Raw genomic sequence first — 12,279 nt, 5'->3', positions numbered from 1 at the left:
ACCGTGCACCGATGTTCGACTCTGATGTCGAACGGTTGCACGGAATGCAATGAGACACGATCAGGCCCTGAGTCTGGTTGCCACGGGGCTGTGGCGGAACTGGCAGACGCGCTAGATTTAGGATCTAGTTCCTTCGGGAGTGCAGGTTCGATTCCTGTCAGCCCTATTTCCATTTGAACGAGTGAAACCTCATGGATGAGGCCACACGGTATCGATTTCACGCGATGTGCTTCGCGCGATCATTCGTTCTAAGCGGTTTCTTGTCGTGGTTCATCGCTGGGACCACAGACGCTCAAACGCCGCCAATGCAAGTGTCACCGTCTCAACCGGTGGCCATTGAGCATGACCCCAGTCGATGGCTCATTGGCGAGCCTCCTGAAATCGAGCTGGAGAACTTTCGCCGTGGCGTGTTCCAGGGCGGCGAATTGTTGGGTGGGTATCTCTCAGATGGTAGTGATGCATCCGTTGGCCCCGGGATGTCTGGTGGGTTCGACGAAACGTTTTGGGAAGTCCGGCTGAGCACAGGCATTCCTCTGGGAAGCCTCGACAACTTGCTCGGAGTGCGTCCATTCTTTCGGGCGGACCATCTCAGTGGTCTGTCGGGCATCGATGCCCCAGAGACGCTCTACAGCACCGGTGTCACGTTGTTTCATCGCAAGAAGTGGAACGAGCGTGTATCGACCATCGTCATCGCAACGCCATCGGTTCGGAGCGACTTCACGACGAGCGACAACGCGTTTCGGTTGTTTGGGTTGGGGTTGGTCAATTGGCAGTGCCGTGAGGACTTGAGCCTGTCGTTGGGAGCGGTCTATTTCGATCGCAGTGACCTCGGTGTCTTGCCGGCGTTTGGTTTGAGTTGGACTCCGACACCGCGATGGAAAATTGACTTGATGATGCCGCGACCACAAATCAATCGACGATTGTGGGTCGATCCGGGCCAGGCGGAAGGTTGGGCATTCGTCGGTGGTTCAATCGGTGGCAATACGTGGGCGGTGACCCGCGAAGGCGGCGTCAGAGACGGCCAAAGTGATGAATTGACCGTGAATGGCCTTCGGGTCTTCGGTGGCTACGAAACGCTCGTGACGGGCAATCGGGGATGGGGAATGGAGGTCGGCTACGTTTTCAACCGATCGCTGGAGTACGAGCAGGATGCGATTGAATTCGACCTGCACGATGCGGTGTTCATCGAAGCGAACTGGAAATTTTGAGCAGGGTTGTTTCCGGAGAATTCCTGATCGGCTCGGTCTACAATCTGTGCGAAGGCGAGGTCCGATGGATCTCTATTTTCCGGATGATTCCAATGACCGACGCATCATGCTCTCTTCAAAAAGTCTATCGTCCTTCGCTTCTTGCTTGGTTTTGTTTTCGCTTTCAGTGGGGATCCATCGGCAGGCGTCCGCACAAGATGGATTTCCTGGCGATCGTTTGAAAGAGTTGGCTCCACCCAACTTCGCCATTGGCGGAGTGATGGGCGGGTACGACACCGAGTCGCTCAACACCCCGGTCCTTGATCTGGCTCGATCGGAGTTCAATGCGGTGACGGCGAAGGCGTTCATGCCGTTTGGTCCTTGGACCGACCCCAACCAGCCGATCGATACGTCGGGGCTCACACAGAACGTTGCTTGGGCCGTTCAGAATGGCATGCAGGTGCACGCTCACGTGCTGGTCTATCCGACTGAGAATGTTCGACTGCCTTGGTTCCAAAACCTGCCCAACGAAGAGGTCGAGCAAGTTCTGCAGCAGTACACGTCGACGATGGCGAGCAGTGTGTCCGGCGGTGTTTGGGTGTGGGACGTTGTCAACGAAGTCATTGGTGACAACGGCGACGTGATGGATGCCGATGGGCTTCGGATGGGGCTTGGTACCGGTGAAAACTATGTGCCCTACAAAGAGTACGCGGCGATGGGGCCGGACTACATCGCGAAAGCGTTTGAGTGGGCTCACGAAGCCGATCCGAACGCGTTGCTGATTCTCAACGAGTACTCCGCCGAAACGGTGAACGACAAATCGGACCGTTTGCTGGCGTTGTGCAAGCGACTGCGAGACCAAGGTGTTCCCATCGACGGGGTTGGTTTTCAAAACCACTGGCTCGACCTTCGCTACGAACCCAACTACGACAGCATTCGCGAAAACTTTCAACGGTTTGCCAACGAGGGTTTTCAGGTCTTCATCACCGAGTGTGATGTGGCGGCGGTTCACACGCAGGACCCAGCGGGCAACCCTCCATCGCAGGAACAGCTGCAGCGTCAGGCTCGCGTGTTTTCGAACCTGTTGCAGATCGCGCTCGAGCAACCTGCGTGCAAGTCATTCTTGATGTGGGACTACACCGATGAGACCTCGTGGTTGCAGGACACGGACTTCACATTGAGCTTGGCGGATCGTCGACCGGGATATTCCGACACGGTGATTCCACCCGGAACATCAATGTTTGCAACGCCGATCGCAGGCGGCGATGGCATCGTTCCGATCTCGCCGAAGTTGGCGTATTTGGAGATGCAGGCGACCCTTCTGAATCGATCTTTCGACACCTACCGAGTGACCAGCGGTTGGGATTGGCAAACGTCCTACTTGGCTCGCTTTGGTCAACCCAATTCGGAAGGCCAGTTCGTTCCGGGCACCGACGTTTATGCCGAACGCTTGGACGATCAGTCCGAGACGTGGTCCAGCTTGAAGTGGGAACTGGAGCGGATTGATGCCAGTGCTTATCGCATTCGCAACCTGTGGGGCGATGGGGCGGACTATCTGACTCGGCAACCCGACCCCAATGAAGATCCCAATCAAATTCTGCCTGGCGGTACCGTCGGGATGCAGACGCTCAATCAAGCTTGGACGAGCCAGCAATGGTTCTTCATTCCGGCCGGCAACGGTGGCTTTCGATTGGTCAACGGATGGGCACCCGAAGACGGCGTTCTGACCCGCGAGGCTCAAGGCCTGGACTCAGTCGGCGACTATGTGCCTGGCCCTGAGGTTCGATTGCATCCACCGGCGGATTGGTCCAGCCAGGTCTGGTACTTCCACCGCATCGGCCAATGAGTTGCAAGGAACCATTCTGCCGAGTGAAACCGGCAGAATGAAAGAAACGAGTGGGAGAAGATCTTGACTGAACGCATCAAAACAAATGTGACTCCAGGGTCAACGAGGTTCGCTTAATCACCTACTCTGGAAGACTCCCGAAAAAAAGAATGAAAAACTTGCGTCCCAGGTCTTCGTTCGTTACGTTGGACCCACGGACAGGCTGGTAAGAAGCACCCACGGGAAGGTCAAGGGAGAAGATGATACGTTCCGGATTGACGTCAACGCAAAGCGACCACCATTTGATCTTCGTATCACTTGCGTACTTCATTTCAGTGTGCTGTCCCTTTCCCGGGATCGAAGCAGCGGAAAATTCTTCCACTAAGATCTCAAAAAATGTTTTATTCTCGAACGTAGATGTGTCAACTTTACTAAGAACCTATCCGGTAACCCAATTAAGTCGTAAGTCTATATTTGAACGGAGGTTGATCACCGGTTGGAGCAAGTCGCCTAATACTACAGCGCTAAGTTTTGGGCCATCGGCATCGTGTGATGCTTTCGGGGTCGATGCCGAGTTCGGCGTATCTGTCGAGCTTCGTTTGCGTATGGCTGATGCGAGCCGCTACGTTGCGTGATTGATAGTAGTTGATCCGTGAGGCGACCTGATCAAGCAACATGCGACGACTCTCACGAGGGAGTGACCAGCTGACAACGATTGCGTCGACCGCGTCGCGAATTTGCTGAATTGTCCACTCCGGATTTTTTTTCCCGCTCCTGCTGGCAGGTTTGCGAAAGAAACAGATAGCTCAACGACGTGATGATCAAGTGGCGTTTCAGACCCAAATATCGGCGCCCCTCGTAACAGTCTAAGCCGACCTCTTGTTTCTGATCCTCGAAACAACGTTCCACTCGCCATCGCTGAAACGCAACCTGTAGTAGCATCGCCATCGAAGCGAACTCGCTCGCGTTGCTGACGAAGAATTTCAGTTCGCCGTCAAGCACGTTTCTCGCGACCACCAACCACAGAGACAGCCCCGGTAGTCCGTCGCTGCCTTTGAGTGTGACGCGAACCCGCTTGGCTTCCCAGATGATGGGACCTTTCTCGCCGTCTTTGACGCGGTAGCGTTTCCAGCGTTTCGCTTTCATCGCTTCGCCGTGCCAGAACACTGTTTCAACACTTCGCGGCGAACTTTCCCCGCTCTTGACGCGGGGTGTCTTGCGACCTCGGCCGCGGCCGCCCTTGCGATAGGGCTGCTCGGTCACTTCGGGATGCTTCTCCCAAACCGAAAACGTTCGCGGCACTTCAAGCACAAACTTCTGATCGCGGTCGGCAAGAGCTTCCAGGAATCCAGGTTTACCGCCGTAGCCTTCGTCAGCGGTTAGCCAAGGATATTCAATCCCCTCCTCCTTACTGCGATCAAGCAATTCCAACGCGATCTGCCACTTGGGGCGATAGACCATCTCATCGGGAATGCCGGCGGCGGCACAACGTTCGCGGTCGTTACTCCAGCTCTCGGGGAGGAACAGTTCACCATCGACCATGCAGTGAAAGTCTTCGTTCGCCGCAGCCAGATGAACCGTGACGATACAGTTCTCCTGCTTGCCGACTTTGCCGCACCACTGTCGTTGCACGCCAGGCGTTTTGTCGCCCTTCTTGACGTCGCTGGTTTCGTCAATGATCGCGACAGTGTTCTTGTTGACATGCTCATCACGGACGATGTGGATCAGCCTCCTGCGAAGTCCATCTTCGTCCCACCGATGCTGGGCGATAAATTCCTGCAAGGTTCGCACCGGTGTACCGGCTTGCAACGCAATCGGCTCCACACTCTTGGCGTCCAGGTCGGAAAGTTGACCACGGACATAGGTCGTCAAATGAGCCCTCGTGTCGCTTCGTCGAAAACAATCGCCAAAGCGAGCCAAGTAAGCATTTAACCGATCTTCGAGTTGTTCCAGTTCAGCGACATCCATGCCAAGCTCTCCGTGCAGCAAACAAAATCTCCAGCTGCTATTCTCAGCGAAAAGCCCGGACCTCTACAATACCAGCTAGCGCTGTAGTACTAAGCATGCGTCCGATCGAAGCGACATGGATCATTGCTTCGCTTGATTCTGTCCGGTGTTCATAGTCGCGACTGAGTCGCCGCCAACGTCCAAACCAACTGAATGTTCGTTCCACTACCCAACGTTTCGGAAGCAACACAAATCCCTTTGCTCCCTTGGGTCGCCGAATGACCTCCAGCTTCCAAGTCAGATTCGCTTGACGACCGAGCCAGGAATTCAAAGCGTGATTGTGGTACTTCGAATCGGCCCAGATAACTTGTAGTCGTGGTTGCTTTGATTGCGAAAGCTGCTTCAGCACCGGCCTAGCCGCATAGGCATCGTCGACCGATGCGATCGTCACCGTGACAGCAAGTAGCAGACCGAGCGTGTCGACCACAATGTTTCGCTTTCGCCCCGTGATTTTCTTGCCTCCGTCGTATCCTCGGCTTCCACTTCGTTCGCTTGTCTTGACGCTTTGGCTGTCGATACTGCCCGCGCTGGGTTCCAGTTCTTCACTCGGCGCCTCCAGCATTCGAATCGCCCCAACGAGTCGCTCGTTGACTTTTCGCAGGGTGCCATCATCACGCCACTTGGCGAAGTAGTCGTACACCGTGCTCTTGGGAAGAAGGTCATGAGGGAGCATGTCCCACTGGCAGCCGCTACGGCATTGGTAGAGGATCGTGTTGACGACTTCACGCATATCCACAGTGCGTGGCCGACCGCCCTTTCGACTCTTGCGAGGCTGCGGAATCAACTCGCAGATGATCTCCCACTGCTGATCAGTCAAGTCGCTTGGATATCGTTTTCGTCCACCGTCGTTCATCGCACACTCCGTTGCTTCGAGGAACACAAAGTGTGGTGATTACTGGCGTTTTCGAGAAGTCCAGTTTCCGGATAGGTTCTAAGTACTGGCCAGGTAAGGACCACACCAACAGACACGATACTCGCGAACGAGACATGCAGCGTAGAGATACCATTTGTAAACTCGTCCGAGACTACCGCAATTGTAGATTCTATACAAACTAGCTGCGGTTGCTTGTCGAGAAGTACTGGAGCACTGAAGCTGCATTCAAATGAAACAACCCTTGTGTCATTTGAATTGCACGGACGAAAACCAGGTAACTTTGGCGTCGACATCGTGCTGACGCTCGCCAATGGATCAAAGAAGAAGGTGATTCTCAGGGGAGTAGCTAAGCCCAGATTTCGTCTGCATCCCGAAGTAATTGAGGTTCACGAACGCGAAACAGAAGACTACGAATGCTATTTGGAAAACAATTCTGGACAGATGTTTGATGAAACGGTTCGACTTGCTTTTGAGAAAACTCAGTCAGGTGGAATTTCGATAACAGAACGAAGCGCGAATCGTCTAACATTCATGCTCAACAAGAAATTGGTTGCCGAGGCAACCGAGAACGACGGCGGACTGTTGCAGGGAATATTGTATTCGGGAGAGATAGAACACAAATTGTCGATAAAAGTCCTGGACGCCAAACGGGCTGTGATACTACCAAGAATTGTTACAGCTGAAGGTGAAGGCTTGCGTGAGTTTAGTATCTATCTCCGTAGTAGCAGTGCAAAAATAACTGAAGACGACGCTCGAAACACGACGATTCAAAAACTCGCTCCGATTTCATCGAGTGTTCAGGGAGGCACTCTCGAGCTAGTTTCCTATCGGGCAGTTAGCCCGCTTTTAACGAAACTTACCTACAAACTTGAGGCAAGTTTCAAAAACCTCCTAGCCTCCAGGTCGGTCTTAAGCTTGTCGTTAAACGACAAGATAGATGGAAAGCTCATCCTGTTGATCCCTCAGTCAAATGATCAGTGAAAGTTTGTTACGATGTTAAAACCTAGAAGCGTCGCCGTCTTATTTGTGGTGTTCTTCCAATCAGTGGTGACCGGCCAAGATTGCTTTTATTACAACGGGGACAAGCTGTGCCCGTCTCCGCCTCAAAGAGATCCTTGCGGCGACGTTGCGTGTGACGGTGTTTGTCCAAAGGGTGCGAATGGCTCCAATCGTATCTATGTACAATGGCCATTCCCTGAAGAAGACGAAGAAACCATGGTTCCTTGGCTCGGCGAGGAACTCATCGAGAATGATGGAGAGGACGGTTACGGACGTATTGAACGGGGTGATTTCACGTGTTTCACGGTCTATAGCTGTACGTGCAAGCAGTTGTTTTTGGTGGGGACAACGGGTGGGGCAGTCAAGAACTGTGTCAGAGGAACTTGGATATTCGATGAGGAGGTGGTCATCGAAGAACTCGACTATGAGTGGCCGTGCGAAAACATTGATCTGGAGCAGGACGATACTGGCGGCGATGGGACCATGGATGAAGACGAAGCCGGTAGTGCTGGTGATGGAGGCTATGAATGATTCACGTAGTCAAATGCTGGCAGCACACAATGAGAATTTCTTTCGTCAGTCTTTTTGTTGTTTTGTGGCCACGAGTAACGATAGCTGATGGTCCGTCTTCAGTGGCAATTCCAAACGAAGATGCTGTGGTCAATGCGCTCGTCAGTTATCTTGAACATGGAAGTGAGATTCAAAAGGACTTTGCAGCTTGGGTATCTGTTGAACAAACGACAACAGGGGACGATTTTGAATTACCGCTTGTCTTGAAAGTGCAATACATCTTTGCTGCGAACGAAGTGGACTCGTGGCAGTATTGGTCTCAGGGACAGAAGTCTAGTCGTGGCCCCGAAAACAATCCGTTTTGGGCGCAGTACTTGCGAAATCCGGATCATATAACAACGCTACGTGTTGGGGTCGGTCCCATTGTACGGAAAGGTGAAATTAAGGAAAAAGCAAAACAGAACTTACACTTTCGCAATCCGTTTCACAGAGCATTGTCCGATGTCACCGCGATCCAGATGAACAGAACATCTGAACAGTATTTAACCAGGTTGTTCTTGGAAGTTGCGAAACTAGGGGAAGCAAGTTACGAAAAAAAAACCGGGGATCTGTTGGCTCGCTTTGAACTTGGTGGCAATGGATTTGACGTTTGGATCGATGTTCGATTTAGCAGTGATAAAGGAATGATGCCGAGCGAGGTGGTTTTTAATTCAATGGAAGATGGGAAGGTGATGATTTCAAACTACACCCGTACCAAATGGCAGCAAAAGGCAAAGCATTGGTTGCCGACCTCTTTCGAATCTTTCACGCAGGACTGCGCAGGCACGGTCAAACAGGATTTAATCGTTGATGTTGAATGGAAGGTTGGCGACGAGGCCCCAAATCAGCTTCCAGCTTACGAGGACGACGATTGGCGTCGGTATTTTTGTGAGCTGTTTGAGCGTGACTGCTACGATCACAAGGCAAGAATGGCCGAGTTGTCAGCCATGAGGGGATTGTTCAAGAAATCGAAACAGACAGAACCCAGCGACCCGGAATGAGGTGGCGTCAATATGGCGTCTGGTATCAGTTGACCGAAGTTCGCACATCTCACCGGCTTAGACGGAGGTGAAGAGTCTTTCGCTTTGTTGTGGTTGCCTTCGTCGACTGAGTATGAAGCGATTTCCTGACGGTAAGTCACCCGCGACTGCTTAGCTCTTGGAATCGCGAGCGGTTTCGAGTTGTTGGATCCATGGGGCGATGTAGAAACCGTTGTCGCGGTAGGTGCGTCCGCTGACGAGGTTGCCGTCAATCACGCACGGTTCATCGACGAAGATTCCGCCGCAAACTTCTAAGTCGAATTGGCACTTCGCAACGGTCGCCATTCGGCGTCCGCGAACTCGATCGGCGTAGGCGGGGATCTCGACGCCGTGGCAAACGCTGGCGATGGGTTTGTTGGTGTCAAAGAAGTGTTGCGTGATCCGCACCAAGTCTTCGTCGTAGCGGATGTACTCCGGTGCTCGGCCGCCTGAGAAGAAGATGCCCGCGTAGTCGTCTTCCTTCACCTCGGAAAAGGGAACATCGCAATCCAGCGTGTAGCCTTCCCATTCCTTGGTGATCGTCCATCCCGGTTTGATTTCGTGCAAGACAAGCTGGTAGAGCCGTTTTTCGGGTGCAATGACGACCGGTTCGAAGCCAGCTTCTTGCAGCCGGTAGTACGGATACATCGTGTCCAGCAACTCGGTGGCATCACCGATAACGATCAACACTTTTTCCATGATGAATTCTTGTGGTTTGGTGGTGGGGCTGGTCGTGTGGCAACCGTTCGTCCGAGCCACAACGACGTGGGAGGTCGGTACTTTAACCTGTCGCGGAGCACCGCCCCAACAGGTTGGTCAGGATGACCAAAACAGGGCATTGTCTCCAAAACGGCAGCGAATGCCGTGACAGGATTGCGTCGGTTGATCAGGGGTGGTGGAAAATTTCGCATGTTTTTTGCCGCTTCAGGTCCATTCTTGACCTAGAGTTCAGGTGCTGGCTCACGAGAAGCCAGTTTTGGAGCCGGGGGGTTCCTTCCTAGGAGACGTGGGCAGTTTGCTGTTCCAATCCAAGTACCCCTACGATGACAATCAGCTCCAGCACATCAACGAGTTTCGCAAGTCGGTCTCTCCTCGTCGAGAACTTTCAACTGAGCGCCCGTGCGTCCAGTCAGTCCGAACCCGAGACACTTCTGCGTCGCGTGAACACCACGTCTGACCGGATCAACTCACTGGTTGCTGGCATCGGTGAAAAGCTTTTGGATGCCGCTCGTGCCGGTAGTTCTTTCACAAATCTGCAGGGCAGCATCGACACAGCACTGACTGAGATCAGTGAACTCTTGGGGCAATCATTGACGTTGGGCGGATCCGGGAATTCCGTTGTGCGTGGCCTCGATTCCAGTCAGATCAAAGACCTGGAGATCTTGTCGTTGCCGCCCAATGGATCGGCACGCTTTTCTGGTGGGATCACTCAACAAGCGGGCAATGCGAAAGTTTTGATCACCGATGCGGCGCGTTTGCAAGGCGGCGGTTCGCTCGACCTGAAGATCGGCGGTTCAGAGCGACGAATTCAGTTTCAACCGGGACGTTCTATCGCTGGCATGGCTCAGCAAATCAATTCGAAGAATGCTGGCGTTAAGGCGATTGAACTGGATGGGAAACTGCGTTTGACGTCGCGGAGTTCTCAATCGCTGGAGGCGACCGTGCGACCCGTTCGAGTAGGACGAAACTACGGCGACAATCAATTGTTCGGAGTCAATGCGTCACAGATCGATCGTGTTGATCTAAGCCGATTGCCCGAAGGCGTGTCCGAAACAGTACAGGGACAAGTTGATTCCGTGGCTGCCGTTGCTCGACTGACTTATCAAGGCAATGCCAGTGGGTTGGTCACGGGATCAGCGAACTTTGATCTGAGCGGAGATCTCGGCACCGCGAATGTGGAAACCACTCGTGGTGAATCGTTGCTTTCATTCGCAGAGAAAATCAACAACGTTTCGGCATTCACCGGTGTCAAGGCAGAAGTCAATGGGAACGAGCTTCGACTTGTGTCTCAAATGCGAGGTGATGATGCGGAAGTGCGATTGTCCAACGTCGTGCGACAGTTTCGTCCAACGGTTGAGGGCGTGAATGCGGCGCAGATCCCACGATTCGATTTGCAAAGCATCGCGGATGGAGCCGTGGTCGAACTGTCCGGGACCGTCACCACCGCCGCAGACACTGCGAAGTTGCAATACCAAGGCAGCGGGGGCAACGTCGCCGACACCGCCTTGTTCACTCTTTCGGGCAACCTGGGAAGCGAACAAATTGCTATCGTCCAAGGTGAATCGCTGAGCGATGTCCGTGATCGAATCAATGCGGAAACAGAGTCCACGGGAGTGGTCGCCACGGTCGACGGCGACACGCTTCAGTTCAGCGGTCAAACGGTTGGATCGTCGGAAAGCATTCAGGTGACGTTGGATGACATCACTCAGTATGTCGATGTCGAAGGTGTCAACGCGGGTCAGATTCAAGGGTTCACGGTGAACTCATCGGAGCCCCGTTCGACCAACATTCTTAGCGGAACCGTCGACCAAACGGCAACCAAAGGCCAGCTGACTTACGATGGCTTCTTAGGTGCGGTCAGTGGTAGCGCGACGTTCAATCTGACAGGCGAGTTGGGTACGGCTGAAATTGATGTTTCCGCCTTTCAGTCGCTCAGTTCTCTCCGAGACGACATCAACGATCGAACGGGCGACACGGGAGTGGTGGCCACGCTGTCCGGCAGTCGGCTGACATTGGAAAGCCAAGGTGAGGGCTCCGATGGCATTGTCGAGGTGGACGTTGTGTCGGGATCCTTCGACACGAATGGCGGGGATGGAAACGGAAACGCCGCTGGCACGGATGCCCAATTGACCATCAATGGTGAATCCGTCGTTGCCGATGGAAACCATGTGGACTATGTCGATTCGCTCGGCTCGTATTCCTTTGACGTGCAGTCCGGGTTCACGGGGACGTTTGACTCGATCGAAGTGACCACCTCAGACGGAAGCTTTGACCTGACCGGAGGTGATGAAACAGGTACGGCTTACGGTGTCGATGCAGAGGCCACTCTCAATGGTCAATCATTCGTCGCGAATGGCGATGAGTTGAGTGTCACCATCGATTCCGCTGTGATGGCATTTGATATCGAAACTGGATTTCTGGGAGCGATTGATCCCATCACGTTGCGATCAGATGAAGATGAGTTTTCTATCACGGGTGGGGATGGAAACGGCAACGCTTATGGGCAAGACGGCCAAGCAACCATCAACGGCCAAACCTACACTTCATCCACCAACACGTTCGAGGTGTCCCTCGGCGAGAGTTCGGTCGACTTGGAGTTTGTGGACGGGTTTGTAGGAGCCCTGGACACATTTGAAATTGATTCCGAGGTCACTGTTCAACGTCGCACTGGTACTCCCAGTACCTACCGATCATCAGCGACTCGCGAACAGTTTATGATGAACGGTCAAGAAGTGACCAAGGTCGACGGACGATACGAATTCGAGCAGGATGGCGTGCGGATCGGTTTCCAACTCGCCGAAGGTTTTCGGGGCAGTTTTGACAACTTCACGATCAACGCCAATGGGTCCGCATCGGAGTCCTATCGCAGTTCCAAAATGGAAGCGTTGACTGGCACAACGCTGGAAGCAACCCAGACCGCGCTGGCGGATCTGTTTCAACTGGCATCGGGTGGAAAGTACGACAGCGAAAACACGGATGCGCTGGATGCTTACAACGTGACGAAGGACGCTTTGGCAAATCTTCAGTCCATGTTTGGTGTTTCCACCCGCCGAGGGCGTTCTCTCAACGGACTGCTGTTCGATCAAAGTGCGTAATCAA

Annotated in this window: 9 protein-coding genes and 1 tRNA gene; 7 read left to right on the top strand and 3 right to left on the bottom strand. The window is 53.4% G+C overall.

The genetic code is table 11. From position 1 onward, the window contains the following. Positions 1–84 precede the first annotated feature (84 nt). From RB_RS20350 to RB_RS20340, 3 genes are all read left to right on the top strand, one after another. A tRNA-Leu gene (locus RB_RS20350) sits at positions 85–166 on the top strand. Between the two features lie 25 nt (positions 167–191). Then, entirely contained in the window at positions 192–1,208 is a 1,017-nt protein-coding gene (locus RB_RS20345; protein ID WP_011122532.1) for a DUF6268 family outer membrane beta-barrel protein, read from the top strand. 106 nt (positions 1,209–1,314) lie between these two features. After that, positions 1,315–3,033: an endo-1,4-beta-xylanase gene (locus RB_RS20340; RefSeq protein WP_231845832.1), complete on the top strand. Its 1,719-nt coding sequence runs from the start codon at positions 1,315–1,317 to the stop codon at positions 3,031–3,033. A 666-nt stretch (positions 3,034–3,699) separates the two neighbouring features. On the opposite strand, the gene RB_RS20335 is transcribed toward RB_RS20340, so the two are convergent. Both RB_RS20335 and RB_RS20330 read right to left on the bottom strand, forming a co-directional pair. After that, entirely contained in the window at positions 3,700–4,980 is a 1,281-nt protein-coding gene (locus RB_RS20335; protein ID WP_076611259.1) for an IS701-like element ISRba4 family transposase, read from the bottom strand. A 43-nt stretch (positions 4,981–5,023) separates the two neighbouring features. Next, positions 5,024–5,872 (bottom strand): IS5 family transposase, encoded by an 849-nt coding sequence (locus RB_RS20330; protein WP_164922288.1) that lies wholly within the window; start codon positions 5,870–5,872, stop codon positions 5,024–5,026. A 117-nt stretch (positions 5,873–5,989) separates the two neighbouring features. Here RB_RS20330 and RB_RS20325 point away from each other — a divergent pair, with 117 nt between their 5' ends. From RB_RS20325 to RB_RS20315, 3 genes are read left to right on the top strand one after another with little or no spacing between them, the layout of a single operon-like run. Continuing rightward, entirely contained in the window at positions 5,990–6,874 is an 885-nt protein-coding gene (locus RB_RS20325; protein WP_164922961.1) for a DUF1573 domain-containing protein, read from the top strand. A 12-nt stretch (positions 6,875–6,886) separates the two neighbouring features. Beyond that, positions 6,887–7,423, top strand: coding sequence for a chaperonin (locus RB_RS28190; RefSeq protein WP_011122526.1), 537 nt, complete (start codon positions 6,887–6,889; stop codon positions 7,421–7,423). Then, positions 7,420–8,442 carry a hypothetical protein gene (locus RB_RS20315; protein ID WP_011122525.1) on the top strand — a complete coding sequence of 341 codons (1,023 nt, stop codon included), beginning with the start codon at positions 7,420–7,422 and terminating at the stop codon, positions 8,440–8,442. The genes RB_RS28190 and RB_RS20315 overlap by 4 nt, the downstream gene beginning before the upstream one ends. 150 nt (positions 8,443–8,592) lie before the next feature. Here RB_RS20315 and RB_RS20310 read toward each other — a convergent pair whose 3' ends face one another. Further along, entirely contained in the window at positions 8,593–9,219 is a 627-nt protein-coding gene (locus tag RB_RS20310) for a DJ-1/PfpI family protein (RefSeq protein ID WP_011122524.1), read from the bottom strand. 284 nt (positions 9,220–9,503) lie between these two features. Here RB_RS20310 and RB_RS20305 point away from each other — a divergent pair, with 284 nt between their 5' ends. Beyond that, positions 9,504–12,275: a flagellin hook IN motif-containing protein gene (locus RB_RS20305; RefSeq protein ID WP_011122522.1), complete on the top strand. Its 2,772-nt coding sequence runs from the start codon at positions 9,504–9,506 to the stop codon at positions 12,273–12,275. Positions 12,276–12,279: the final 4 nt, after the last annotated feature.

Source organism: Rhodopirellula baltica SH 1 (genome assembly GCF_000196115.1).
In the GTDB taxonomy this organism is placed as follows: Bacteria; Planctomycetota; Planctomycetia; order Pirellulales; family Pirellulaceae; genus Rhodopirellula; species Rhodopirellula baltica.
The sequence above is the reverse complement of the archived record's forward strand: the minus strand, read 5'-3'. Positions and strand labels throughout refer to the sequence as shown.